The organism is Chryseobacterium sp. GW823-FHT05E08, from assembly GCF_058795655.1.
This window is the reverse complement of the sequence record NZ_JBXAHY010000004.1, coordinates 497108-523854: the sequence shown is the minus strand read 5'-3', so window position 1 is coordinate 523854 and position 26747 is coordinate 497108. Positions and strand designations below refer to the sequence as shown.

General features: G+C 33.7%; 28 protein-coding genes and 1 tRNA gene. 17 read left to right on the top strand and 12 right to left on the bottom strand.

Features of this window, described 5'->3' with window-relative positions; translation table 11 throughout:
• Position 1: 1 nt before the first annotated feature.
• On the bottom strand, positions 2 to 1231 hold the full coding sequence (locus AC1Q7L_RS16470; protein WP_492307789.1) for an MFS transporter: 1230 nt from the start codon (positions 1229 to 1231) through the stop codon (positions 2 to 4).
• Between the two features lie 122 nt (positions 1232 to 1353).
• On the opposite strand from AC1Q7L_RS16470, the gene AC1Q7L_RS16465 reads away from it, so the two are divergent.
• Positions 1354 to 2259 (top strand): AraC family transcriptional regulator, encoded by a 906-nt coding sequence (locus AC1Q7L_RS16465; RefSeq protein ID WP_492307788.1) that lies wholly within the window; start codon positions 1354 to 1356, stop codon positions 2257 to 2259.
• 191 nt (positions 2260 to 2450) lie between these two features.
• Positions 2451 to 2744: a DUF3892 domain-containing protein gene (locus AC1Q7L_RS16460; RefSeq protein ID WP_492307787.1), complete on the top strand. Its 294-nt coding sequence runs from the start codon at positions 2451 to 2453 to the stop codon at positions 2742 to 2744.
• Positions 2745 to 2821: 77 nt separating this feature from the next.
• Here AC1Q7L_RS16460 and AC1Q7L_RS16455 read toward each other — a convergent pair whose 3' ends face one another.
• On the bottom strand, positions 2822 to 3376 hold the full coding sequence (locus tag AC1Q7L_RS16455; RefSeq protein ID WP_492307786.1) for a thioredoxin family protein: 555 nt from the start codon (positions 3374 to 3376) through the stop codon (positions 2822 to 2824).
• A 301-nt stretch (positions 3377 to 3677) separates the two neighbouring features.
• On the opposite strand from AC1Q7L_RS16455, the gene AC1Q7L_RS16450 reads away from it, so the two are divergent.
• From AC1Q7L_RS16450 to AC1Q7L_RS16435, 4 genes are all read left to right on the top strand, one after another.
• Positions 3678 to 4274 (top strand): TetR/AcrR family transcriptional regulator, encoded by a 597-nt coding sequence (locus AC1Q7L_RS16450; protein ID WP_410692963.1) that lies wholly within the window; start codon positions 3678 to 3680, stop codon positions 4272 to 4274.
• Between the two features lie 366 nt (positions 4275 to 4640).
• The gene (locus AC1Q7L_RS16445; RefSeq protein WP_410692964.1) at positions 4641 to 5801 is read left to right on the top strand and encodes an efflux RND transporter periplasmic adaptor subunit; all 1161 of its coding nucleotides are present in this window, start codon (positions 4641 to 4643) and stop codon (positions 5799 to 5801) included.
• 45 nt (positions 5802 to 5846) lie between these two features.
• Positions 5847 to 9029, top strand: a complete 3183-nt coding sequence (locus AC1Q7L_RS16440) for an efflux RND transporter permease subunit (RefSeq protein ID WP_410692965.1) — start codon at positions 5847 to 5849, stop codon at positions 9027 to 9029.
• A 423-nt stretch (positions 9030 to 9452) separates the two neighbouring features.
• Positions 9453 to 10865: an efflux transporter outer membrane subunit gene (locus AC1Q7L_RS16435; protein WP_492307785.1), complete on the top strand. Its 1413-nt coding sequence runs from the start codon at positions 9453 to 9455 to the stop codon at positions 10863 to 10865.
• Positions 10866 to 11344: 479 nt separating this feature from the next.
• Here the strand turns inward: AC1Q7L_RS16435 and miaA are convergent, their stop codons facing one another.
• Positions 11345 to 12265: a tRNA (adenosine(37)-N6)-dimethylallyltransferase MiaA gene (gene miaA, locus AC1Q7L_RS16430; protein ID WP_492307784.1), complete on the bottom strand. Its 921-nt coding sequence runs from the start codon at positions 12263 to 12265 to the stop codon at positions 11345 to 11347.
• Between the two features lie 227 nt (positions 12266 to 12492).
• Between miaA and AC1Q7L_RS16425 the strand changes: the two genes are divergently transcribed.
• The 3 genes from AC1Q7L_RS16425 (at position 12493) to nadA (ending at position 15111) form a co-directional block, all read left to right on the top strand.
• On the top strand, positions 12493 to 13350 hold the full coding sequence (locus AC1Q7L_RS16425; protein ID WP_410692968.1) for a YicC/YloC family endoribonuclease: 858 nt from the start codon (positions 12493 to 12495) through the stop codon (positions 13348 to 13350).
• 76 nt (positions 13351 to 13426) lie between these two features.
• Positions 13427 to 13999, top strand: a complete 573-nt coding sequence (gene gmk, locus AC1Q7L_RS16420; RefSeq protein WP_492307783.1) for a guanylate kinase — start codon at positions 13427 to 13429, stop codon at positions 13997 to 13999.
• 92 nt (positions 14000 to 14091) lie between these two features.
• Positions 14092 to 15111 carry a quinolinate synthase NadA gene (nadA, locus tag AC1Q7L_RS16415; RefSeq protein ID WP_410692970.1) on the top strand — a complete coding sequence of 340 codons (1020 nt, stop codon included), beginning with the start codon at positions 14092 to 14094 and terminating at the stop codon, positions 15109 to 15111.
• A 35-nt stretch (positions 15112 to 15146) separates the two neighbouring features.
• Here the strand turns inward: nadA and AC1Q7L_RS16410 are convergent, their stop codons facing one another.
• The 5 genes from AC1Q7L_RS16410 to AC1Q7L_RS16390 form a co-directional block, all read right to left on the bottom strand.
• The gene (locus AC1Q7L_RS16410) at positions 15147 to 15314 is read right to left on the bottom strand and encodes a bacteriocin-like protein (protein ID WP_492307782.1); all 168 of its coding nucleotides are present in this window, start codon (positions 15312 to 15314) and stop codon (positions 15147 to 15149) included.
• Between the two features lie 29 nt (positions 15315 to 15343).
• The gene (locus AC1Q7L_RS16405; protein WP_492307781.1) at positions 15344 to 15529 is read right to left on the bottom strand and encodes a bacteriocin-like protein; all 186 of its coding nucleotides are present in this window, start codon (positions 15527 to 15529) and stop codon (positions 15344 to 15346) included.
• Between the two features lie 55 nt (positions 15530 to 15584).
• Positions 15585 to 15806 carry a bacteriocin-like protein gene (locus AC1Q7L_RS16400; RefSeq protein WP_492307780.1) on the bottom strand — a complete coding sequence of 74 codons (222 nt, stop codon included), beginning with the start codon at positions 15804 to 15806 and terminating at the stop codon, positions 15585 to 15587.
• 7 nt (positions 15807 to 15813) lie between these two features.
• Positions 15814 to 16026 carry a bacteriocin-like protein gene (locus tag AC1Q7L_RS16395; RefSeq protein WP_492307779.1) on the bottom strand — a complete coding sequence of 71 codons (213 nt, stop codon included), beginning with the start codon at positions 16024 to 16026 and terminating at the stop codon, positions 15814 to 15816.
• Between the two features lie 81 nt (positions 16027 to 16107).
• Positions 16108 to 16281 carry a hypothetical protein gene (locus AC1Q7L_RS16390; RefSeq protein ID WP_410692976.1) on the bottom strand — a complete coding sequence of 58 codons (174 nt, stop codon included), beginning with the start codon at positions 16279 to 16281 and terminating at the stop codon, positions 16108 to 16110.
• Positions 16282 to 16341: 60 nt separating this feature from the next.
• Here AC1Q7L_RS16390 and thrA point away from each other — a divergent pair, with 60 nt between their 5' ends.
• From thrA to AC1Q7L_RS16350, 8 genes are all read left to right on the top strand, one after another.
• Positions 16342 to 18789: a bifunctional aspartate kinase/homoserine dehydrogenase I gene (gene thrA, locus AC1Q7L_RS16385; RefSeq protein ID WP_492307778.1), complete on the top strand. Its 2448-nt coding sequence runs from the start codon at positions 16342 to 16344 to the stop codon at positions 18787 to 18789.
• 10 nt (positions 18790 to 18799) lie between these two features.
• Positions 18800 to 19726, top strand: coding sequence for a homoserine kinase (locus tag AC1Q7L_RS16380; protein ID WP_492307777.1), 927 nt, complete (start codon positions 18800 to 18802; stop codon positions 19724 to 19726).
• Between the two features lie 25 nt (positions 19727 to 19751).
• On the top strand, positions 19752 to 21056 hold the full coding sequence (thrC, locus tag AC1Q7L_RS16375) for a threonine synthase (RefSeq protein ID WP_492307831.1): 1305 nt from the start codon (positions 19752 to 19754) through the stop codon (positions 21054 to 21056).
• A 5-nt stretch (positions 21057 to 21061) separates the two neighbouring features.
• Complete coding sequence (gene folB / locus AC1Q7L_RS16370) at positions 21062 to 21430, top strand: dihydroneopterin aldolase (protein WP_492307776.1); 369 nt, start codon at positions 21062 to 21064, stop codon at positions 21428 to 21430.
• A gap of 37 nt (positions 21431 to 21467) precedes the next feature.
• Positions 21468 to 22832 (top strand): DUF4403 family protein, encoded by a 1365-nt coding sequence (locus AC1Q7L_RS16365; RefSeq protein ID WP_492307775.1) that lies wholly within the window; start codon positions 21468 to 21470, stop codon positions 22830 to 22832.
• Positions 22833 to 22868: 36 nt separating this feature from the next.
• Positions 22869 to 23381 carry an RDD family protein gene (locus AC1Q7L_RS16360; RefSeq protein WP_492307774.1) on the top strand — a complete coding sequence of 171 codons (513 nt, stop codon included), beginning with the start codon at positions 22869 to 22871 and terminating at the stop codon, positions 23379 to 23381.
• A gap of 60 nt (positions 23382 to 23441) precedes the next feature.
• A tRNA-Cys gene (locus tag AC1Q7L_RS16355) sits at positions 23442 to 23512 on the top strand.
• A gap of 304 nt (positions 23513 to 23816) precedes the next feature.
• Positions 23817 to 24086 carry a hypothetical protein gene (locus tag AC1Q7L_RS16350; protein WP_492307773.1) on the top strand — a complete coding sequence of 90 codons (270 nt, stop codon included), beginning with the start codon at positions 23817 to 23819 and terminating at the stop codon, positions 24084 to 24086.
• A gap of 83 nt (positions 24087 to 24169) precedes the next feature.
• Here AC1Q7L_RS16350 and AC1Q7L_RS16345 read toward each other — a convergent pair whose 3' ends face one another.
• The 4 genes from AC1Q7L_RS16345 to AC1Q7L_RS16330 form a co-directional block, all read right to left on the bottom strand.
• Entirely contained in the window at positions 24170 to 24634 is a 465-nt protein-coding gene (locus tag AC1Q7L_RS16345) for a hypothetical protein (protein ID WP_492307772.1), read from the bottom strand.
• Between the two features lie 2 nt (positions 24635 to 24636).
• A complete protein-coding gene (locus tag AC1Q7L_RS16340; RefSeq protein ID WP_492307771.1) occupies positions 24637 to 24930 on the bottom strand; it encodes a hypothetical protein in 294 nt (97 codons plus the stop codon).
• 98 nt (positions 24931 to 25028) lie between these two features.
• Positions 25029 to 25847, bottom strand: coding sequence for a hypothetical protein (locus AC1Q7L_RS16335; protein WP_492307770.1), 819 nt, complete (start codon positions 25845 to 25847; stop codon positions 25029 to 25031).
• A 72-nt stretch (positions 25848 to 25919) separates the two neighbouring features.
• Positions 25920 to 26561 carry a hypothetical protein gene (locus AC1Q7L_RS16330; protein ID WP_492307769.1) on the bottom strand — a complete coding sequence of 214 codons (642 nt, stop codon included), beginning with the start codon at positions 26559 to 26561 and terminating at the stop codon, positions 25920 to 25922.
• Positions 26562 to 26747: the final 186 nt, after the last annotated feature.

The following is a 26747-nucleotide window of genomic DNA, read 5'->3' as shown; positions in this document are numbered from 1 at the left end:
TTTATTTTTTAGGATTTATTTTTAATTTATTCATGAAAATTGCCGAAACAATCAACATTGAAAGTGGAATTAATGAAAGGTAAAACGCCTGCTGTCCGCTAAATTTTTCAAATACAAAACCTGTAATTATCGAACCTATCGTTCCTCCGATTGCAGAAAAAACGACAATCAAACCAGACATTGCACTGTGTAAATATTTTGGAATTGATGCTAAAATCACAGAATTAATACTTGGATAAATCGGAGCTAATAAACCGCCCATTAATGGAAATAAATACACAACTAATGGAGCGTTCAGCCAAGTTGTTCCTGTGTCGATATGAATATTGTGAGTTAAAGGTAAAACCAATAAAATACTTATTGCAAAACCAATCACGCAAAAGGAAACAACGTAAATCCAACTGAATTTTTTCGAGAAAAACCCTGATAAAAATCTTCCCAGCGCAAAAGCACCCGCCAAAACCGCACCCGCCTGAATACTCATCGAAGTCGGAACTTTTAGGATTTCTTTATAAAAAGTTGGCGTCCAAGTTTGGAAACTCTGCTCTACCAAAACAAAAAGAAAAGCACATAATAAAAAGAACAACACTTTTCTGTAACTGAATAAACTTGCGCTGTTTTTTAAGTCTCCCAGCAGGTCTGTTTTTTCACTTTTTGCTTCATTTTCATTCAATTTAGAAAAGAAAAGAAACAAAAATGATAATGCGGAAAGTGCGCCCAACACCCAATAAACATTCAGCCAATGGGTAGATTTCGGATTATGGTCGTCTATAAATAAGCTGAATAAAACATTTCCAACCAACACTCCGATCATGAAAAACCCTTCCAGATATCCCATAAAACTTGAGTGCTCTTTATCTGTATTCGTCACCAATCCGATAGATGTAAAAACCGAAATTTTAATCAAAGCAAAAGAAACTCCGACAATCGTAAACAGCAATTTGAAAAACCAGAAATCATTAGAAAAAGGCATTACAAAACACATACAGCTCACCAAAAACAATGCAATCAACATTGATTTCTTGATTCCTATTTTTGGTAAAAAAGATGCTAAAATAAACGAACAAATAGCAATCGGCAAGTCTTTAAAACCCTCCAAAATACTTGCAGAAGATTTCGAAATTCCGAAATTTTGCTGCATCTGTAAAATTACCGTTCCCACAGAATTCAATAGAATTGCAAAAACAAAATAATTTAAAAATAAAACCGCCTTTATGTTGAAATTTTTCATTAAATAATTTCTTGGTGGCTAAGATAGAAGCATTTTACTTAACGTTAATTTAACATAGTAAATGAATATTTGAACTATATTAATATAATTATTATTTTAGTCGATAAAATACGATTAACTGAATGAAAGTTACATTTGAACGAGTGATCCCCGATGAAAAGAGCTCTTTTCGCACAATTCACAACAACTCACCTATTTCGGAATTTAAATGGGAATACCATTACCATCCCGAAATTGAACTCGTGTGCGTGATTTCGGGGAACGGAACACGCCACGTTGGTTACCACAAAAGCAACTATACGAACGGCGATCTGGTATTAATTGGTTCTAATATTCCACACTCCGGATTTGGATTAAACTCTATTGATCCGCATGAAGAAATTGTTTTGCAGTTCAAGGAAGATATTTTGCAGTTTCCCCAGCAAGAAGTTGAAGCAAGATCTATTAAAAATCTGTTGGAGCTTTCAAAATATGGGATTCAATTTCATACTAAGGTCAAAAAAGCAATGCTTCCAAGGTTAAAATTAATGCTGGAATCTGAAGGCTATAAAAGATATTTATTGTTGCTTGAAATTCTTTTCGAGCTTTCAAAATGTACGGATTATGAGCTTTTAAATAAAGAAATTATGCCGTACACGATCATTTCAAGAAATAAAACGCGTCTGGAAAATATTTTCACCTTTGTTGAACACAATTATGACAAGGAAATTAATATCGAAGATGTTGCAAAACTTGCGAATCTCACCCTTCCCGCTTTCTGTAATTTTTTCAAAAAAGCCACACAAATTACGTTTACAGAATTTGTGAACCGATATCGTATTAATAAGGCTTGTTTGCTAATGGCTCAGGATAAAAGCATCTCAGAATGCAGTTACAGTTGCGGTTTTAATAATGTGACTTATTTTAATAGAATGTTTAAAAAATACACCCAAAAAACGCCTTCTGAGTTTATTAAAAATTATTCTCCTAGTAAGGTGAATGTCGATTTGAAGATTGAAAAGGAAGTTAAAATCAAGGCTAGTTTTTAATTTAAAATTGTGGATAACTCTGTGGATAACCGTGTTAATAACTTTTAAACACAATAGAAATCAATACATTAAAATATATACGAAATATAATAAAATTTACCTTTTTCGTTTACGGAAAACCATAAGGAATAGTAATTAGTATAATTTATTTTCGTAGGAAATAATTTATTAACAATATTAATTACAAAATTATGGCAATTAGAATTACATGTATCAACAAAGACAATGGATACCACGAAAATCCAAATTTAGCAATTACAGACTTAGGCTGGATAAATGAAGAAACCAAAAAAACTGGAAAACACACTAGGTTGCAAATATACAATTGGATAAAGGATGAAAATGGTAAAGCTTATGTTACAGATAGTAATAATAATGAAGTAAAAGTTATTACAGCTGAAACTAATAATGGAACCAAATATTTAAAAACAGAAGCAGATAACTCAACAAAAAACAATCTATTATCACTTCCTGAATGTAAATAAAATCACCATTCTATCTTGAATTAAAAAAGCTGTTCTTTTATAGAACAGCTTTCATATATTTTAAACAAAATGAAAATTTATTTCCATTTAATATTACAACCCATGCTTGGTCTTTGGATATCTTCCTGAGGCTCGCCTAATAAAAGATTTTCAAAAGCGATAATTAAATCTTCACCCGTAACATCTTTATTATTTCCAGGTCTTGAATCATCCATTTGTCCTCTGTAAATAAGGTCTAATTTCTCATCAAAGAAAAAGAAATCCGGTGTACATGCCGCTTCGTATGCTTTTGCGATCGCTTGACTTTCGTCATATAAATAAGGAAAATCAAAGTTCTTTTCGATTTGGAATTCGATCATTTTCTCTGGAGAATCATCCGGATATTTTTCTACGTTATTAGCGTTGATCGCGATGAATTCTATTCCTCTTTCGTTATAGTCTTCATATAATTCATTCAATTTGTCGATTACGTGAAGAACGAACGGGCAATGGTTGCACATAAAGATCATCAATGTTCCTTTTTTACCTTTCAAATCATCCAATGATTGAATTTCATTACTTTTTGAAGGGTTCGGAAGCTCAAAAAAAGGAGCTTTTGTTCCTAATGCGATCATATTTGAGGGAGTATTCATATCTTTTTTATTTAGCCACAAAGATAAATATTTCTTTTATTATATAGGTAAAGAAGCTTGAAGCAGAAGGAAGAAGTTACATAATTTGAAAAACAATTATAATCCAATCGAATTAGGCTATTTATCCCATTACTTTTTACAATAATTTCAAAATCACTTACATAAACTCCCATTCTTGCAGCTTTCAGCCTATTTATGAAAATACTTTAAAATCATTCGTTAGTGTTAAATATAGAATAACATTTGGAAGTTATACTTAAAAGTTTGTAGTTTTGCTAACACTGTTAGTAAAATAAATATCATGGGCTTACATGAACGTCGTCAAAGAGAAAAAGAATCAATACGTGCCAATATTTTGGATGCGGCTTTTTCTTTGGCTAAAACGGAAGGTTGGGCCTCGCTTTCAATACGTAAAATTGCAGACGCTATAGAATACAGTGCGCCAGTAGTTTACGATTACTTTGAAAACAAGGAAGCAATTCTGTTTGAAATTTCACTGAACGGTTTTCATTGTCTACACATAGAATTATTAAAGGCTCAGAAAAAGCACGATACTCCCGAAGAGCAGATTACAGCTATTGTTGATGCTTATTGGAAGTTTGCATTTAAAAATAAAGAATATTACCAGCTAATGTTTGGTCTTGGAATGCAATGCAGCGGAAAAGGTTTGATGAAAGAAGAATTTTCTTCGTTTCAGGATATGATCTATGATTGTACCTATGAAATCATCAAGAAAAAAGGTTCAAATCCTGATAATGCCTGTCACTCCTCTCACGCTTTATTTTCTGCGGTGCATGGTTTGATCTCTATTATGATGATGCGTAACGATGATATCCCTTCTACAATGAATAAAACAACATTAGACGAAACGGTTGCGGCTTTTGTTAAATCTTTGTAATTTTTTTTTGAACCAAAAATTAACACCGTTAGGAAAAGTAACACAGAATAATTAACATTATTCAATTTTTTTTTAAACTAAAAAAGAAAAAAACTTTAAAAATGAAGACTAATTTTATAGCATTACTTTATGTAATTTTCTTTCCTTATCATTAACACCGTTAGGAAAAATAACACTACACACATTATTTATACATTTAAAATCAACATTAAAAAAATTGTAATCATGTAAACAATAATTTACTCAATATTAAGAATTCTGTAATTTTTTTTGAACTAACCATTAACACTGTTAGGAAAAATAACGGAATTTAAATTAAAAACAATACTACTTAATCTAACACTTCATTAAAAATTTAAACTTAAAATGAAAACACTTGCAAAAACGAGGATTATCATACTAATTTCAAGTATTATCCTTTTACAGAATTGCACCAAGGCAGCCGAAGGATCAAACGCTGCTCCACCTGCACCAGAATTGCCAGTTTATACCGTAATCACATCTCCTGCAACAGTTTATCAGGAATTCCCGACAGCTTTAGAAGGAAAAAACAATGTAGAGATCAGATCTCAGGTTGACGGATATTTAGATAGAATTTATGTAGAGGAAGGCGCTTATGTAAAAGCCGGACAACCTTTATTTAAAATAGATTCAAGAGCTTATGGTGAGCAAATGAATATGGCACAAGCTAATTTACAAGTTGCCAATGCAAACATTCAGAAAGCTAAAGTTGAGGTTGACAGACTTCAGCCTTTGGTAAGCGCGAAAGTAGTTTCTGATGTACAGATGAAAACTGCAAAAGCAAATTATGCCGCAGCTGTGGCAGCCGCAGCTCAGGCAAAAGCTTCTGTTGGCGGAGCTAGAATCAATGTAGGATTTACTACGATCACAGCACCAGTTAGCGGATACATCGGAAGAATTCCTTACAAAAAAGGAAGCCTAATTTCAAGAACAGATCCAAGTCCATTGACTCTGTTATCTGACATCAGCGAAATTTATGCCTATTTCTCTTTAAGCGAACTGGATTTTATTGCTTTTCAAAATAAATATCCCGGAGCAACTTTAAACGAGAAACTGAAAAACATGCCAATGGTAGACTTGGTAATTGCAGACAACAGCACCTATCCTGAAAAAGGTAAAATGAGCATTGTTGACGGACAGTTTGACAAAAGTACAGGAGCAATCAGCGTTCGCGCCGTATTCCCGAATGCACACGGAACGTTGAGAACCGGAAATACGGGTAGAGTTCGTATGCCTCAATTATTCACAAGTACACTTGTTATTCCACAAGAAGCAACTTTTGAAATCCAAGACAAAACCTACGTTTATGTAGTTGGAAAGGATAAAAAAGTAACCGGAAAACCTGTAAAAATCTCTGGAAAAACAGATAGTTATTACTTCATTTCAGAAGGACTTGCTGTGGGAGATAAAATCGTATTTACAGGAATCGGAGCATTGAAAGACGGTGTTGCCATTCAGCCAAAAGTCATTTCTTCTGATAGTTTGCTTAGAGCAAAACCTTTGTAACAATCCTTTTCAAAAAAACAGAAGACTTAAAAAAATAAACTTCTTATGTTAAAACAATTTATAGAAAGACCGGTACTTTCAACGGTCATCTCCATCATACTCTTACTCTTGGGAGCGCTATCGGTTTTCAACCTTCCGATTACCCTGTTTCCGGATATTGCGCCACCAAGCGTACAGGTGACGGCATTTTATCCGGGTGCGAATGCGGAAGTTGTAGCCCGTTCGGTTGCGGTTCCTATTGAAGAGGCGGTGAACGGTGTTGAGAATATGACTTACATGACGTCAAACTCAAGTAATGACGGTACAATGACTTTGAGCGTATTTTTCAAACAAGGTTCAGATGCAGATAATGCAGCCGTAAACGTTCAAAACCGTGTATCAAAAGCGATGAGCCAGCTTCCACAAGAAGTTGTACAGGCGGGAATTTCGACGCAGAAAGTTCAGAACAGTATGATTATGTTTATGGGACTTTCGAGTGATGATCCTAAACAATACGACGAGCTTTTCTTACAGAATTACCTTAAAATTAATGTAATTCCACAAATTCAGCGTATTCCGGGAGTTGCTCAGGCTCAGGTTTTCGGGACGAGAGATTACTCGATGAGAATTTGGTTAAAACCAGACAGATTAGCAGCCAATGGTCTTTCTCCACAGGAAGTTATGGCAGCTATTAAAGATCATAACCTTGAAGCTGCTCCGGGACGTCTTGGACAGGGAAGTAAGGAAACTTACGAATATATCCTTAAATATAAAGGTAAATTAAACAAAAACGAAGACTACGAAAATATTGCTATTAAAGCCAATAATGACGGTTCATTCTTAAGATTAAAAGATGTAGCGAGAGTAGAATTCGGTTCATATACATACACAGCAGCTAATAGAGTGGATGGTAAGCCTGTAGCGGGTTTTGCGATCCTCCAAACAGCAGGTTCCAATGCGAACGAGATCTTAACAGAAATTGAAAAACAGGTTGATCAGTTTTCAACAACGCTTCCAAAAGGAGTAAAACCGATTATCATGTATAACTCTAAAGACTTCCTGGATGCATCAATTCATCAGGTGGTAGAAACTTTAGTGATTGCATTTGTCCTGGTATTTATTGTAGTATTTATTTTCCTTCAGGATTTCAGATCTACATTAATTCCTGCGATTGCGGTTCCGGTTGCGATTATCGGTACATTTTTCTTCCTTCAATTATTTGGTTTCAGTATCAATATGTTGACTTTGTTTGCATTGGTTCTTGCGATTGGTATTGTGGTGGATGACGCGATTGTCGTCGTCGAAGCCGTCCATTCCAAGATGGAACACACAGGAATGCCTGTAGAACAAGCTACAACAAGCTCAATGAGTGAAATTTCCGGGGCGATCATTTCCATTACATTGGTGATGTGTGCCGTGTTTATTCCGGTTGGTTTCATGCAGGGTCCTGCGGGGGTTTTCTACAGACAGTTTGCCTTTACATTGGTTATTGCGATCATGATTTCAGCGGTAAACGCTTTAACATTAAGTCCTGCTCTTTGTGCATTATTATTAAATGATCCTCAGGGAGAACATGGAGATCACGGTCATAAAAAAGGTTTTGGTGCGAAGTTTTTCAACGCATTCAACGTTGCCTTTAATAATATGACTAAAAAATATATTTACAGTCTTAAATTTTTAATTAAAAACAAATGGGTGGGTATAGCTGGTTTAGCTTTAATCACCGGAGCAAGTGTTTTCTTAATTAAAAAAGCTCCGTCAGGATTTATTCCTACAGAGGATCAAGGTTTCGTTTTATATGCTGTGAATACACCTCCAGGAAGTTCATTGGAAAGAACACACAGAGCAACAGAACAAATTGATAAGATTGTAAATGGTGAAAAAGCAACCAATCACCTTTGGGTAGCCGATGGTTTGAACTTCATCAGTAATGCCAACGCGTCTCCATATTCTGCAGGTTTTATTAAACTTAAAGATTATGACAAACGTGGCGACATGAAAGATCCTGATCAAATTGCAGCTGCATTGACAGGAAAAGTAGCACAGGTGAAAGATGCCAGCGCATTCTTCTTCAACTTCCCTACAGTACAAGGTTTTGGTAACGTTTCCGGTTTTGAATTTATGCTTCAGGATAAAACCAGCGGTTCGTTTGAGCAATTGGGAACAACAACTCAGGCATTTATCGGAGAATTAATGAAACGTCCTGAAATTGCATTTGCCTTTACAACGTATGCAGCAGGAAACCCGCAATATACAATTGATGTAGATTCAGATAAAGCAAATCAGCTGGGAGTTTCTGTGACAGAATTGATGCAAACGATGCAGATCTATTACGGAAGTAGCTTCGTTTCAGATTTCAACAGATTCGGGAAATATTACAGAGTAATGGCTCAGGCAGATGTTCCTTATCGTACAGATGCGAATTCTCTTGAGGGAATTTATGTTAAAAATAAGACAGGCGAAATGGTTCCCGTAAAGACTTTAGTGACTTTAAAGAGAACTTTCGGGCCTGAAACAGTGACAAGAAATAACTTATTCAACGCTGTGACAATTAACGGAACTCCGAAACCTGGTTACAGTACCGGAGATGCGATTAAAGCTGTAGAAGAAGTTGCTCAAAAATCACTTCCTAGAGGTTACGGCTACGAATGGACAGGTATCACCCGTGAAGAGATCAAAACAAGCGGACAAACAGCTTTTGTTTTCATGTTGAGTATCTTATTTGTGTATTTCTTACTGGCAGCTCAGTATGAAAGTTATATTCTTCCGTTTGCCGTTATTTTAACGATTCCTACAGGAGTTTTCGGGGTATTTGCTTTCACAGGATTAGCTGGAATTGATAATAATATTTACGTTCAGGTTGGATTAATCATGCTCGTCGGATTGTTAGCGAAGAACGCCATCTTGATTGTAGAATTTGCCGTACAAAGAAGAAAAGCAGGAAAAACATTAATTGAATCTGCACTTCAGGCTTCAAGATTACGTTTAAGACCAATTTTGATGACCTCATTTGCCTTCATCATCGGTATGCTTCCGTTGGTTTGGTCACAAGGTGCAGCTGCAAAAGGTAACCACTCTATCGGTATCAGTACAGTTGGAGGGATGTTTACAGGAGTTGTATTCGGGATTTTCATCATTCCGGTGATGTATGTGATCTTCCAATATCTACATGAAAAAATGCCAAGCAGAAAACAAAAAAGACTGTTAAAACAAAAACAACAGGAAGAACTTTTAGCAACTGCTCATTAATAAAAATGAATTACAAACTTTGAGAGATTTAAATTGAAATTTTAAACGCAAAGAATTTTAAATATAATGTTTATTAAAGATGCAAAGAAAAGCGACAAGTCGCTGATGAAGCTAAATGATTAAAAGTTCGCTTCTTAAAATCAATTTTAATTGATTACAACTTTGCTCCTTAAAATATTAAGAATTAAAAATAAGCCTTTGCGTTAAAAATTAAAAAAATAGAGCAGCAACTATTCAAACTAATATTATAAAAGCAAAGTATTTTCTCCTACTAAAGACATCTTTGTTTTAAAATAAAAACTCTCAAAGTTTTGTATTCAATTAAAAGTTTAAAAAACTATGAAATCGCCATCACTTGGAAACGAAAATTTCAATAAAATCCAGCGATTACATATGACCTTTTAATAAAATAAATATCTCCATATGAAAAGAATAAAGAATATTTTTCTCACATTTATATTAGCTATTGGCTCGGTTTCGTGTGTCTCTAAATTGGCATATACAGAACCGGAGCTTGAGCTTCCAGAGAAATTCCAATACACGGCAACCGCAGATACTGCAAGTGTTGCCAACCTGGAATGGAAACAATTTTTCAGCGACCCAATTTTACAAGGTTTAATTGAAAAAGGAATTAACCATAATTATGACCTTCAGATTGCTTTAAAGCAAGTTGCTTCTTCACAGGAAAGATTGAAACAGGCAAAATATCTTCAATATCCTGATGTTGGTTTCGGGGTTTCAGCGCAGATTTCAAAACCATCAAAAAACAGCATGAATGGACAAAGCTTAAATTTATTTTTAGGTCAAAGCCATGTTGAAGATTACAATGCAGCCTTTAATTTATCTTGGGAAGCTGATATTTGGGGGAAAATTAAAAATCAACAAGAGGTTTCTAGAATGCAATATCTTCAGACTTATGAAGCTACAAAAGCAATTCAGACACAGGTTGTTGCAGCGATTGCTCAAGGATATTATAATCTGTTGATGCTTGACAAACAAATGAATATTGCAAAATCTAATTTAGAATTAAGCAATAACACCTTATCAATCACAGAAAAGATGTGGCAAAGTGGCGACACCACTTCATTGGGTGTTCAGCAGGCAACTGCTCAAAAGCAATCTACGGAACTTTTGATCACTCAATTGGAACAAAATATTGCGATTCAGGAAAATGCATTGAGTATTTTGGTGGGTGAAAATCCAAATAAAGTGAATAGAACCATCGAAATGTCCGACACTTCTTTACCTCAAAATATTTCTACAGGACTTCCTGCAGCAATGGTAAGTCGTCGTCCGGATGTTCGTCAGCAGGAATTGGTGTTGTTGGAATCCAATTCAATGGTTGGAATTGCTCAGGCAAATATGTATCCTGCATTGAAAATCACAGCAAACGGTGGAGTAAATTCATTTAAAATTGATAACTGGTTTCAGATTCCGGCATCTTTGTTCGGTTCTGTTTTAGGAGGATTAACTCAGCCTATTTTCCAGAAAAGACAATTGAAAACCGATTTAAATGTTGCTAAAATTCAGAGAGAGAAAAACGTGTTAGCGTTCCGTCAATCTGTTTTAAATGCAGTAGGTGAAGTTTCTGACGCATTAGTTTCAAACGAAAGCTTAAAAGTTCAGGAACAAAAAGCAACCGAACAAGTTGCAACGTTGAAAAACGGAATTAAAAGTGCCGAAATGCTTTACAAAGGCGGAATGGCAAATTACCTGGAAGTAATTACAGCTCAGGGAAATTCTTTACAGGCTGAACTAAATCTTGCATCCGTAAAAAGACAGAGATTAAGCAGTATTGTAGATTTATACCGAGCTCTAGGTGGCGGTTGGAAGTAGTCAATTAAATTAATATTGTTTGAAGTGCGGTTTTTCGGAATCGCACTTTTTTTGTTTAAAATATCTTCAATGATAATAAAATGGTTGGAGAAACGCTAAGGCGCAAAGTTTTAATAAAAGACTGTTTTAAGGCGCAAGAAAATCAAAGATTTTCAGCAAGTTTAACGTATTAAATTTTATCGAAGATAAAATCCTTGCGCCTTTTTCATATATTCAAATTGAAAAAAATTGCGTCTTTGCGAAAACCAACATGCGCTAAAAACTTAATAATCTTAACTTCTTAACCAAAATCTTAATGGTTAAAAATTGCATTTATTTTTAAACGCAAAGTTTTAATATAGGAAAACTAATATTTGAGTGAGCAAAGAAGAACGACAAAGTCGCTGATGAAGCTAGCTTGTTAAGAATCAATTTCATTGATTCAATTCTTTGCTCCTTTAAATATTCAGAATTAAAAATAAATCTTTGCGTTAAAAAAATTACTTGCCAATTTCCTGATTTATATACTCAATCAAACCATCAAAATCCTCCTGAGAATATCCCAATTGCAAATAATGAATATCATCCGCTTTTCTGTACCAAGTCAGTTGACGTTTCGAATATCTTCTGCTGTTTTTCTTGATTTCAGAAACCGCAAAATCCAATTCCCATTCTCCCTCAAAATATTTGAATAATTCTGCATATCCAACGGTATTTAAAGCAGTCAATCCTTTAAATTTTTCCAGACCTTTTGCTTCCTCCAACAAGCCTTTCTCCATCATAATATCCACTCTCCTATTGATTCTGTCATACAGTTCTTCTCTGGGAGCTTCAATACCGATTCGGATCACATTAAAATCTCTGGAATCTTGTGAAACAGCAATTAATTCAGAATATTTTTTATTGGTCTGCCAAATAACATCAATAGATCGAAAAAGTCTTCGGTGATTATGAAAATCTACCTCTGCAAAATACTCAGGATCGAGTTCTTTCAAGATTTCCTGCAATTTTTCGATTCCATCATTATCTAAAATCTCCTGAAGTTTTCTTTGGTTTTCTTCATTAGCTTCTGGTAAATCATTTAATCCTTCAATCACCGCTTTTTCATACATCATGCTTCCGCCAACTAAAATGACAGTATCATATTTTTTGAAAAGTTCGTTGAGTTTTTTTAAAGCATCTTCCTCATATTGTCCGATAGAATAATATTCCTCAACCGAAAGATTTCCAATAAAATGATGAGGTGCTTCCCCCAATTCTTCTGGCGATGGTGAAGCGGTACCGATTTTCATTCCTTTAAAAAACTGACGCGAGTCACAAGAAATAATTTCTGTGCTAAAATGGTTAGCCAAATCAATTGCCAATCTCGTTTTTCCAATTCCGGTAGGGCCTACAACAGAAATTAAATTTTTATTTTTCACAGCGCTAATTTACAAAAATTGATTTTTTATTTTCAACCACAAAAGTCACAAAAGACTTTCTTTGATTTTTAGATATTTAAAAGCTCAAAAAAGCAGAACGTAAACTTTTTTGCTCTTTTGAAAACTAAATATTTCTAAACTTTTCTTTTGTGACTTTTGTGGTTAAAATTGAATATAGTGAGAACACATACACTTAAATGTTTATCTTTGTACGACAATAAAAAACTATGATTTTATCAATGACCGGTTTCGGTAGAGCCGAAGATGTTTTTGAAGGAAAAAAAATAACCGTAGATGTTAAATCACTGAACAGCAAAAGCTTTGATTTAAATATAAAAATACCGTTACGCTATAAAGAGAAAGAATTCGAGATCAGAAAAATTCTTAACGATAGAATTATCCGCGGAAAAGTGGATTGCTATATCAATATAGAAAATCTTGAAGAATCCAATGATGTGAAAATCAATAAAAAACTGATTGATTCTTACATGAATGAGCTTCGAAATATTGCTTCTGATGCTCCTGAATTTGAGTACCTTAAAATGGCCGTAAGACTTCCTGATGCAATTACCTCAAGACCAGACGAATTAACGGATGGTGAATGGGAATCTTTAGCAAAAATTGTTAATAATGCTGTTGACAAATTTGAAGATTTCAGAAAGACAGAAGGGAAAACATTGCATCTGGAACTTGAGAAGAATATTAAAAATATCGACAAATATTTATCTGAAGTCATTCCTTTTGAAGAGGTGAGAATCCAGAGTGTAAAAGAACGTTACCAAAAATCTTTAAAAGAATTTGAAAACGTTGATGAAACTCGTTTCTATCAGGAAATGGCTTATTTCACAGAGAAATTAGATATTGCTGAGGAAAAAGTAAGATTAACTCAACACTTAAAATATTACCAGGAAGTAATGGATAATGAAGATTTCAACGGAAAGAAATTAGGTTTTATTTCCCAGGAGATCGGAAGAGAGATCAATACATTAGGTTCAAAAGCCAATCACGCTGAGATCCAAAAATTGGTAGTGATGATGAAAGATGATTTGGAAAAAATTAAAGAACAAACGTTAAACGTATTATAATTAGTTGATTGTTTTTGGTTGATTGTTGTGTGTTTTATCCGTAATAATCAACTAAAATTCATCAGCCAACAACCATATGAATAAAGTTATCATATTTTCAGCGCCGTCAGGAAGCGGAAAAACTACATTAGTAAAGCATTCTTTGGAGATATTTAATGAGCTCCAATTTTCAATTTCTTGTACTACGAGACAACCGAGAGGAAATGAAGCTCATGCTGTGGATTATCATTTTTTAAGTCCTGATGAATTCAGACAAAAAATTTCGGAAGATGCTTTTGTAGAATTTGAAGAAGTGTATACTGATAAATATTACGGTACTTTAAAATCTGAAGTTGAAAAGATCTGGAATCAGGGGAAAGTAGTGATTTTTGATGTTGATGTAAAAGGTGGAATTTCTTTAAAAAAATATTTTGGAGAAAAAGCCTTATCTATTTTCATTGAACCACCTTCCATTGAAGAATTGGAACGAAGATTGATTTCCAGAAACACAGATGATGCAGAAACTATCAAAACCCGCGTAGAAAAGGCAGAAGAAGAAATGTCTTACGCAAAAGAATTTGATAAAATCGTGATCAATAACGATTTGGATATTGCAAAAGAAGAAATAGAAAGTTTAATAAAAAATTTTGTAGGAGAAACTAGAAATTAGAAGCTAGAAGTTAGTTTTTGAAACGTAAAAATTTTAACTAACAACTAATTTCTAAACTCTAACTTCTACAATCAAAAAACATTGAGGTTGATATGAGTACCGAAACATTAGAAAAAGCTAAATCTGCGATTCCTGTAAGAGGATTTTTGGATATAAAAGATTTGGTAATTCCTCAAGGAGAAGAATTGGTGAAAGCTATTCTTAAATTGAAAGAAGAAAAAAATGCGGTTATTTTAGCGCATTATTACCAACCTGGAGAGATTCAGGATATTGCCGATTTCTTGGGAGATTCTCTGCAATTGGCAAGACAGGCAAAAGATACCAATGCTGATATGATTGTATTCTGCGGAGTACATTTCATGGCAGAAGCGGCGAAGATCTTGAACCCAACTAAAAAAGTAGTTCTTCCAGACACCATGGCGGGATGCTCTTTGGCAGACGGATGTTCAGGAGAAGGTTTGAGAAAAATGCGTGAGCAGCATCCTAATGCTCTGATCGCAACTTACATCAACTGCAACGCTGAAACAAAAGCTGAAAGTGATATTATTGTAACAAGCTCAAACGCTGAAACTGTGATTGAAGCTTTACCAAAAGACCGACCAATTATTTTCGCTCCGGATAAAAACTTAGGAAGATATTTATCTAAAAAAACGGGACGTGATATGATTCTTTGGGATGGAAGCTGCATCGTTCACGAAGCCTTTTCTATGGAGAGAATTGCACAACAGTTAGCAGATCATCCGAATGCTAAAATGATTGCACATCCGGAAAGTGAAGAAGCCGTGTTGAAACTGGCTCATTTTATCGGTTCTACTTCTGCTTTGTTAGATTATGTAGAAAAAGACGACTGCCAGACCTTCATCATTGCTACAGAAGAAGGAATTCTTCACGAAATGAGAAAACGCGCACCGCATAAAGAATTGATTCCTGCTTTGGTTTTTGACGAAAGCTGTAACTGCTCAGAATGTTTCTACATGAAACGTAATACAATGGAAAAGTTGTACTTATGTATGAAATATGAACTTCCTGAGATCCTTATCGACGAAGAACTTCGTTTGAGAGCATTGAAGCCAATTGAGGCGATGCTTGATCTTTCGAAAAGTATAAAATAAACGAAAAGCACTGTTTTACAGTGCTTTTTTCTTTATTAAACCATAGGTGTGTAGCAAGTTCCACCCTGTTTTCGCCAGCATCCCCACCCTCCCGGACGGAAGCATACATAAGCTTCACCTCCGCAGGCATCTATCTGAACCTGAGTGAAACCCCCTTGGATTTTTGTCTGTTCTATTCTGGAAAGTTTTTTTAGATTTTTCATAGTTTATTTGAATTTGGATATTTAAGTCATTATTGAGGAAAGCAATCCATACTTACTAAAACTTTTGATTTACAGCATGACGGCAAAGCATCAAAAGCTTCACATGATCTTGGAAGCCCTGGCCCGTAAGGTCCTGGAGGGCAAACATAATTACAAGTTGCACCACCGTTAATTGATCTCAAATTTTCTCTGTTAATTCTTTTTAGATTTTTCATAATATTTTGATTTGGTTTAGTTTAAAATATAAATTTCAGTTTTTAAAACATTTTTTTAGATCGCAGAAATTTGAACAAAGCAATCTACACTCACCATCACACACATTTTACAGGTCTCGGATAACCCAAAATAAGCTGCACAAGAAGCACTAGAGGTATCAGGCCATCCGCCATCAGGTCCAAAAACAAGATGGGAAGGACATCCTTCACAACGCGAAACTCCAGCTCCGTTAATCTGTTCTAAATTTTGTCTGTTTAATTTTCTTAAGTTTTTCATGATACATTTATTTTAATATTGGAACTAGTTCAAAACACTTCATGTTAACAAGAACACATTTTCTGCAAGTCTCTGGAAGTCCCCAATACGCTTCACAAGAATGAGTATCATTTGGTCCAAAGGCGCCTGTCGGACAACCATTGCAATGTGTAATTGGCGGTACTCCTGCTCCATTGATTTGTTCTAAATTTCTTCTGTTTAATCTTTTTAGATTTTTCATAATAATTTGATTTAGTTTAGCTTATAAATTTAATAAATATTTTTAATAAATCACATTATGTTGAAAAATAATCTTTTTACTTTACATTTTGATATTTAAAAATAATTTGTACATTTGTTTTACAACAATGAAATTTACAAGAAACATATCTGATATTTCTACTCCGAAGTTTTCTACTTCTGAAGTATCTTCTGTTTCTACGACTACAACTACTACCCCATAACGGGGTACATTTTCACATATTATCACCGGCACCTGTGCTCTTTTTTTTAAAGAGTGAAAAATCTTATTTCAATAATTCAAAATCAAAAAATGATGAAAATCCTCAAATTCGGCGGAACATCTGTAGCCAATTCAGAAAATATTCTGAAAGTAGAAAATATCATTAAAAAAGAATCTTCAGAGAAAATAGTTGTTGTCGTTTCAGCCTTGCATGGTGTAACTGACATGCTAATAAAAGCAGCAGAACATGCATCAAGTAATGATGACAGCTATCTCTCAATCATCAAAACAATTGAAGAAAAACATTTAAATCTTGTAAAAGAACTTATCCCGATTTTAGAACAAAGCGCGTGGTTAAGTTTTGTAAAAAAACATTTTAATGACATCGAAGATCTATGCAACGGAATATTTGTTTTAGGTGAATTTACAGGTCGTACAAAAGATAAAATTACCTCTTACGGAGAATTTTTATCGTCAAATATTATTGCTGCAAGATTTAAATTTGAAAAATTAGATGCTGTCTGGATGAATTCTGCGGATCACATTATCACAAATAGCAATTTCACCAATGCAAAAGTTGATTTTGAAGCCACTGAAAGAAATTTAATTAAATATTTTGAAGAAAACCAGCATCAAATTACTGTAGTTCCAGGCTTTATTGCTAAAGATCACAACGGAAATATGACAACATTAGGAAGAGGCGGATCAGATTATACAGCATCTATATTTGCGTCATTACTCAATGCGGAAGAACTTCAAATATGGACTGACGTAAGCGGAATGATGACCGCAGATCCAAAACTTTCTCCCAACGCGAAACCTATTCCGGAAATATCTTATCAGGAAGCAATGGAACTTTCTCATTTTGGAGCAAAAGTTCTTTATCCACCAACAATTCAGCCTGTAATGGTGAAAAATATTGATTTAAGAATTAAAAATACTTTTGATCCTGAAGCTTTGGGAACTTTAATATCTCATAATATTAAAATTTCAGAAGGTGAAGAACAGCAAGTCGCAGTCGGAATTTCAAATATGAGCAACATTGCCCTACTTACTTTAGAAGGCAGCGGAATGGTTGGAATTCCCGGTATTTCGGCAAAATTGTTTCAATGTCTTAGTCACGAAAAAATAAATGTAATCCTCATCACTCAAAGTTCTTCGGAACATTCAATTACGATTGCGATCAATGAAAAAGATACTTTTAATGCAGAAAATGCCATCAATTCTTCTTTTGAGGATGATTTAAAATTAAAAAGAATCTCTCCTGTAAAAATAGAATCCGGACTTTCAATTGTCGCTCTAGTCGGAGAAAACATGAAAAACCGAAGCGGTGTAAGTGCCAAAATGTTTGGCTGTTTAGGAAATAATGGAATTAATATCAGAGCTATTGCTCAAGGTTCTTCCGAGCGAAATATCAGCATTGTAATCTCAGAAAAAGATATTAAAAAAGCTGTAAATGTTCTTCATGAAGAGTTTTTTGAATCAGAAATAAAACAGGTTCATCTTTATATTTGCGGAACAGGAAATGTGGGTTCAAAACTGATTCAGCAAATTTATGATCAAAATAAATATTTGCAGGAAAACCTTTTGATTAATTTAAGAATTGCAGGGATTTCCAACAGTCGTAAAATGGCATTTTCAGATCAGGAAATTTCACAAAATGAATTGAATGAAAAATTAGAGAATGGCGAACAAGCTTCTATCAAAAAATTTGCAGAAGAAATTATTTCCCGAAATCTTCGAAACTCAGTTTTTGTAGATGTAACCGCCAACGCAGAAGTTCCTGAAATTTATGAAACTGTATTAAAGAGAAGCATAAATATTGTCGCCTGCAATAAAATTGCAGCTTCCTCTGATTTTGAAAAATATAAATCATTAAAAAATATTGCTAAAAATCACAGTTGCAAATTTTTCTTTGAAACCAATGTAGGAGCCGGTCTTCCCATTATCGGAACCATTAATGATCTGATAAGAAGCGGAGATCAGATTACTTCAATTCAAGCGGTATTGAGTGGAACATTAAATTTTGTTTTCAACAATTATGATGGAAGCAAAACATTTTCTGAGATCGTAGCCGAAGCACAAAAACAAGGTTTTACAGAACCAGATCCAAGACTTGATTTGGCAGGAACAGATGTTGCGCGTAAAATTTTAATTCTAGCAAGAGAAGCCGGATATCCACTTCAATTTGATGAAATAGAAAACATCCAATTTCTTCCTGAAGACTGTATGAACGGAACTGTTGAAGATTTTTACATCATGATGATTCAATATGAAGACCATTTTAAAAACATATTAGATGAAACTAAAAAAGACGGGAAAATTTTAAAATATGTTGCCGAATTTAAAGATGGAAAAGCCAAAGTCGGACTACAGCACATCGCACCGGAAAGTGACCTGTTTCATCTTTACGGCAAAGACAATATTGTTATTCTAAAAACTTTGCGATATTCTGAGCAGCCATTAGTTGTAAAAGGTGCAGGTGCAGGCGCGGAAGTAACAGCAAGCGGTGTTTTTGCAGATATTGTTCGTTCAATTTAAATAATAAAATATGAAAAAGATAAAAATAAGAGTTCCTGCAACAGTCGCTAATTTGGTTTGTGGTTTCGATATTTTGGGAATGGCGATCAATCAACCGTATGATGAAATGGAGTTTAAATTACTGGAAATCCCTGACATTATCATAAAACATACAGATAATTTCGGACTCCCTGAAAAAGCGGAAGAAAATGTTGCCGGAGTTGTCCTTTTAAAAATTCAGGAGCATTTGAATTTAAAAATTGGCTTTGAAGTGATTATTCATAAAAATATAAAACCGGGAAGCGGGCTCGGCTCCAGTGCGGCTAGCGCCGCCGGAGCCGCCTTTGGAGCTAATGCTTTATTAGGGAATATTTTATCTCAAAACGAAATGATTCATTTTGCGATGTTTGGAGAAGAATTGGCTTCTGGAGTAAGACATGCAGACAATATCGCACCATGCCTTTTGGGCGGAATAACATTAGTGAAATCAACAGATCCTATTGATATTATTCCGCTGCGATGTCCTGATTTGTTTGTTGCGGCAGTACATCCACAAGTTGAAGTAAAAACATCTGACGCAAGACAAATTTTAAAGAAAAATATATTGTTGAAAGACGCCGTCCAACAATGGGGAAATATCGCAGGATTGGTTGCAGGAATTGAAAAAAACAATCATGCTTTGATCGGAAGAAGCCTCAACGATGTTATTATTGAGCCTGTCCGAAGTATTTTGATTCCAAAATTTGATGAAGTTAAAGCAAAAAGTTTACAGCTTGGAGCTTTGGGCGGTGGGATTTCCGGTTCTGGCCCATCTATTTTTATGCTGGCAGAAAAAGAAGAAACTGCACAGAAAATTGCTAAAATGATGAAATCTATTTATGATGAAATTGATATAGAAAGTTTCGTGTATGTCTCAAAAATCAATCCGGCAGGAATTGAAATCATTAATGAAGATTAGAATTAATCCAATTAAAACCAAGAAAATGATCTACTATAATTTAAAAGATAAAAAAGAACAGGTTAATTTTAAAACAGCCACCATTAAAGGACAGGGAAACGAAAAAGGTTTATTTTTTCCCGGAAAAATTCCCCAGTTTGAAAAAGATTTTATTGAAAATTTAAATCAATTCTCGGATGAAGAAATTGCATTTCGATGCATGAAAGATTTTGTTGGTGATGAGATCCCTGAATCATTATTAAAAGAAATAGTTGCCGAAACAATCAATTTTGAAATTCCGTTGAAAAAAATCAATGATAAAATTTCTGTGTTAGAACTTTTTCATGGTCCGACGTTGGCGTTTAAAGATATTGGTGCTCGGTTTATGAGTCAATGTCTCTCCTATTTTTTAAAAGATGAGGATAAGAAAGTTACCGTTTTGGTAGCAACTTCAGGCGACACGGGCGGTGCCGTTGCTCATGGTTTTTACAAAACTCAGGGAGTGAATGTGGTGATTTTATATCCAAAAAATAGAGTGAGTCCGGTTCAGGAAAAGCAATTGACTACATTGGGAGAAAATATTTCGGCAATTGAGGTCAACGGAACTTTTGATGATTGTCAGAATATGGTGAAGCAGGCTTTTTCTGATCAGGAAATTAATTCAAATCTGTTTTTAACATCAGCCAATTCCATCAATGTGGCGAGATGGCTTCCGCAGCAGATTTATTATCTTTTAGCTTTAAAACAATGGAAAAAAAACAATGATGAAAATCCTGTAATCTGTGTTCCAAGTGGAAATTTCGGTAATATTTGCGCAGGGATTTTAGCTCATTTCAGAGGATTACCTGTGGAACATTTCATAGCAGCCTGTAATGAAAATGATGTTGTCCCGAATTATTTAAATACTCAAAATTTAGAATTTAAAGATACTGTTGCAACACTCTCAAATGCGATGGATGTTGGAAATCCAAGTAATTTTATAAGAATTTTGGAGATCTTTGAAAATCAATTTGAAAATCTTAAGAATACAATTTCAGGATATTCTATTCATGATGATGAAACTTTAAAAACCATTTCAAAGGTTTACAAAAATTACGGATATACCTTGGAACCTCACAGCGCGGTTGCTTTTGCTTCGTTAGAAAAATATTTAGAAGAAAATCCTAATAAAAAAGGCTTTATTCTTGGAACAGCTCATCCAGTAAAATTTCCTCATGCCGTGGAAAAAGCTACGAACATTAAAATTGAAGTTCCGGAATCATTGGCTGAATTAATGAAGAAAGAGAAAAAAACTGTAGAAATTAACGCAGATTTTGAAGAATTAAAACGAATTTTGCTTGATAAAAATTAAAAGCAATGAGCAAAATCTATCTTGAAGATGTAAAAATATATGCCTATCACGGAGTGTTGCCAGAAGAAAATATCATCGGAACTTACTATATATTGAATCTGGAACTTCACACGGATTTGTGGAAAGCTTCAGAGTCGGATGATTTGAATGATACGATAAGTTATGCTGATATCAACGCAATTGTTCATGATGAAATGAAAATCAAATCGAAATTATTGGAGCATGTTGCAGGAAGAATTATTTTAAAAATTCATGAAAATTTTTCTCAGATTTCTTATATTAAATTAAAAATAACCAAAACAGCTCCTCCAATGCAAGGCGAAATGAAAGGCGCAAGTATTGAACTGGAAAAAAGTTTTAAACCTGAAAATTAAAATATCCTTATTTTCGTATCCTAAAAAACATAAGAAATTGAAATTCATTAAAATATTATTTCTATTAACGTGTATCAATATTTTTGGGCAGACCAATGTTGATAATCAATTGGCGGTGTATAATTTTCCGAAAATAAAATCCAGTATTACGATGCCGGTGACTATTCCGCTTTCGGAAATCAACAATATGATCAACGCTTCTGTGAAAGACCTCATCTATCAGGATGATTCTTACACCGATAACAACAATGACCAATTCAAAGTAAAAGTCTGGAAAACCCGTGCTATCCGAGTAGTTGGAGGGACTAATCAAAATTTACTGATTGAAGTTCCACTGAAAATCTGGGCAGAAAAAGGCATCGGAACTTTGGGAGTTTACACATACCAGAACACAACTTTTGAAACAGTGATGTCGTTCAACACGTCTTTAAGTTTTAAAAATAACTGGACTATTATGACCAATACGCAACCTAATGGTTTTAAATGGGTTACAAAACCTGTTTTAGATTATGGAAAAATTAAAATCCCAATCACTTCTTTGGTTGAAAAAAGCTTAAAAGAACAGCAGGAGAAATTCTGTAAAACCCTTGACCAGCAAATGGCTACACAGTTGAATTTTCAACAGTATGCGATGATGGCGTGGAATGTTTTTACACAGCCTTTCAATATTTCTGAAGAATATAATACTTGGTTGAAAGTGACGCCTATCAATATTAATATTACTCCATTAAAATTTTACGGAAACCAGATCGATACCAATATTGGAATTGATGTGTATTCTGAAACTTTCACGGGAAGCAAACCAGAATCTTCTCAACCTATAAAAACGGCAAGTAATTTTAACTCAATTCCTGTTTTAGCAGATAAATTTTCACTTCAGACGACTGCAAATATTCCTTTTACGGAAGCCTCCAATATTGCAAGAAAAACTTTTCTGAATAAAGAGTTTGATTTAAAAGGTTCTAAAGTAAAAATTACTGACATCAGAGTTTATGGACTGGATAATAAAATCATGATCGAAGCTGAAACGTATGGCTACGTAAAAGGGAAAGCCATCATTTCCGGAATTCCTGTGTATGATGAAACCAAGAGAAAAATTGTTTTGTCTAATACTAAGTTTAAGCTGAAAACTATGAATATTCTTCAAAAGACAGCTTCCGTTTTATTCCAGGGGAAAATTGTTAAAATGATTGAGGAAGAATACGGAATTCCTACTCAGGAACTCGAAGAAACATCAAGAAAAAGTATTGAAGAAGCCTTTAATAAAGAATATTATAAAGGTTTGAATATGAGAGGAAAGGTTTTCAGCCTAAAACCAACTAATATTCTTTTAAACCCAACAGGAATTACCGCCGTTATTGACATTAATGCTACTTTAAAATTAATCGTCAACGGAATGTAAATTAAAAAAACTAAATTTAAAACCATAAACTAAACCATGAGAAAAATTTTAAGAATTATTGAAGATAATAGAGCTTCTAAAGGTGCCAGATTTGCTAATCTGGTGATCGACAGAATTGTTGTCTATATTTTATTCTTCCTTTTCGGAACCTTTTCCGTATTAATCCATCAATTATTAAATATTGATTTTTTCCTGAATATTACAGATAAACTCACACAATTGAGTAGAATTGAAGATATTATAGTAACATCATTATTTTATTTCATCTATCTATTTCTAATGGAATATTTTACCAAAGGAAGAACGGCAGGAAAATATATTACCGGAACGAAGGTTGTAACAACAGAAGGGACGATACCTACCCTTCAAGAGTGCTTTATTCGAAATATTTCAAGGTTCGTTCCTTTTGATGCGTTCTCTTTTTTAGGAGAAGGAAATGGATGGCATGACAACTGGAGTGATACAAGAGTAATTAATATTAAAAATTATGTTGCTGAAAAACAGACAAAAGACGATATAAACAGCCTTGGTGCAAAAGAAAATTTTTAAAAACCTTTTGTAGCGTAATATATTTTATTATATTTGCACACCTCAAAAATGGTAAACCATGGTACTTTGGCCGAGCGGCTAGGCAGTGGTCTGCAACACCATCTACAGCGGTTCGAATCCGCTAGGTACCTCAAAAACCTCTAATCTATTGATTGGAGGTTTTTTGTTTTTAAAATGTGTCAATATTTGTGTCAACCACAAGTCATATTTTCTTTTCACTGATTTTAATGGTGGGGATATTCGATACGTAAATCCAGATTTATATTTATTAATAATACATCTATGCTCACTTAAATTGGGGATCAATGCACTGCTTTGTACAATCCTTTTAAGGTATTTGATTCGTCTAGTTTTGATAATATTATTAGTAGTCTTAAAATTTTGTTTCTTCGCACTTAAAGGAAAAGAATTAACTTTACATTAAACTAATTACACATGAAATTATCAATAGAAAAAGAAGATGAAATCAAGAAAAAAGTAGCCAAGTCTTTTGAAGAATTCAAAAATAAAAAGAGGTTAACTAAAAGTGTTGGAAGAAAAATAAATCCTTTGGAATATCTTAACAAAATAAAAATTGCAGAAGAATTCGCTCACTATTGTAAAGTTTCAATTCTTTACAATAGTGACGAAGAACTAAAAGCAATAACTTCGAGACTTAATTTTGAAGTCCAGATAGTAGTTAATGATATAGCTGATAACTATTAAAAATAAAACAGTCACTTATGGGGACTGTTTTATTTACTAGATAAATCCATCTAATTCTTTTCTAATAAATTTTATTTCTGGTTTTATTTTGAATAACTTGCTTTTTCAGTTTTTTGTGGACTTAAAATTTGATACTCAGTTTTCTTTACTACTTCTATCTTATCCCCAGTATTTTCTTCTGATTTAGTATTGCTCATTGAAATAGCACCGAATATAACGGTGAAAATTAATCCTAAAACAAAAAATACAATTTGTGACATAGCCGGATTTCGAACGTTTGAAGAGTAAATATTCGGAGTAACTGATGCAGTATTTTGCGTTGGTTGTAAAGTACCTGTTAAAGCCATTAATGAGAAGATTCCACTTAGGATTGAACAAATAAACAATGCCCATGAAATTATTATGAGAGTTGAATTTGTTAATATTGATGGGCCTAATATATCTTTTGAAAAAGTGATAGTTAGTGCAATTATCCCTGTTGCTAGCGTTATAAGTTGCTTTACAGTATCAGCTGCAAAATCAAACGCTTTTTTCTCTTCATCAGTCATAACTAGCAGAATGGCCAAAGTGGACAAATTACATCTCTTACACTGTTAAAGCTTTTATAGTCAATCTGACTTCCAGAGCGTGAATTACTAGCTAAACGTTCGATAAGAATATCTGTGTTTAAAAGCGCTCTAGTATTTTCTACAACTGATGATGCTTCACCATAGCTCATTCTATCTACTGCAATATCAATCAGTTTGTGAAGGCTTTCTTCAGTTTCCTTAGTTAAACGCAATCCTAAACTTTCGGATTTATTAATTGCTCTTTCAAATAGAAGCTGTTTTAATCGTTCTCTCATGTTTTTATTTTTAGTTTCCGAATATACAAAAGTTTATTACTCGATAAAAAATATAACTCAAGGTTATTAGTTTTATCCTCGGCTACGCTCGGGTGTTTTTAATTTTTAAAATTAATTAACTTCTCATTGTTAATTTTATTTTTTACTTTTTCAGTTATTGCTTTTTTCCAACTAAAATAATCTGAGCTTTCCCAAATTAAATTTAATTCATCTATTAAATATTCTACTACCTGTTGGCAATGCTCGTAACAATTGAGAAAATACTCATAATCGCAGATGATATTGTCACCCTCATTTCCTCTTTTTAATTCTTTAACTTTTCTTAAATAAATATCATTAATTATACCATCATTATGCATGAATAAATCTCTAGTGGCCTTTAATTCTATGTAATGCTTATAAGATTTACATCTAATAAGATCTATACCTGAAATATCTTTGAAATCTTTTGCGAAATCTTCAGGTGATTTATATGTTAGGTCATTTATTATCCTTTTAAAAAGATAGTTTTTCAATTCATCAAGTGACTGTGATTCTAAAATTATTGTTGCATCTATTTTGATTTTACTTCCTATTTTTTCTGGATACTCCTGTAATAGTTTGTTTATTACAATAACAAAAATGCCTTCTACCATAGTAACCATCTTGTACAAGCCGTCGATCGGTAATTCATCAATGCATAATTTTCTAATTCTATTTTTTATGTCGCTTTTTGTGTAATTATATTCACCTTCAATAATTCGTCCATCATCTAAGATTCCTAGCTGTGTTTTTACATTAATGTTATCTGATTCTGATTGTATGTTATCTATGTAATAATTAAAAGCTAAATTAGATATTGCTATCTTCTCCGCGATATCAAACATTATTAATTTTGACTCATTTACGAGTTTATAAATTTGGTTTCCAAATGTCATAATTCCATTTTTCACAAATATAATAAAAAACCACCTACTGCAGGTGGTTTTTAGTATGTTAGCTTAGCTATTCTAATTAAATCTCAACCTTATTCTAATACCTTTAGCGGCAGGAATACAAAGATAACTTTCAGTAAAAATGTGTGCTGCCACAACTGTTTTACCTTGAGATGTATACTGGTCAATATAAGTTTTAAAATTATGGTAAACAGTATTCGCAGCATCATTTGTCATACCTTGATTGTACGGAAAAATATCTCCGTAGTATGATGCATTATCAGCATCCTGACCATAGGAGAACTCCTGATAATCGTTATAGTAAGCAGGATCATTTAGGAAATCATTGTATGCATTATAACCGTAATAAATTGTAGGACCACCAAAGAAAGGACCCGTCGGTGCAGGAAATAAAGCCTGCGCAACAAAATGATCTAGGTATATTTGATTTCTTCCCCACATTGGAGTTAATTCCTTATACAAAACCTCATAATTGCTGATGTACGGATAGTTTGGATTAACATTGATAGGATTAATGTAACTGCTTGAACCACATTTGAAAGTGATTGGATCAGCAGGCGAACCCTCTTCTGAACCTTTTTTAAAAGCTTGGATTTTTGCTTCAGATAATGTAGAAGTTTCTTCGTTTTGTAGCTCATCATTTGTTGCACAAGAAAATAGCAACATGCTGCTTGCTAGCAGAAGTAATTTTTTCATAGTTATTAATTTTGTTAAGTCACCAAAGATAGAAAAATTATTGAGTCTACAAAATAACACGTAATTTTTCTTTATTTTCCTCTAAGAAATATCTTTTAACTCGTCCGATTTCCCAAATAGGAATGCAAACTTTTTAGTATGTCTGATTCTTGCAGTCTTCAAAAACAGACAATTGAAGAAAATAAA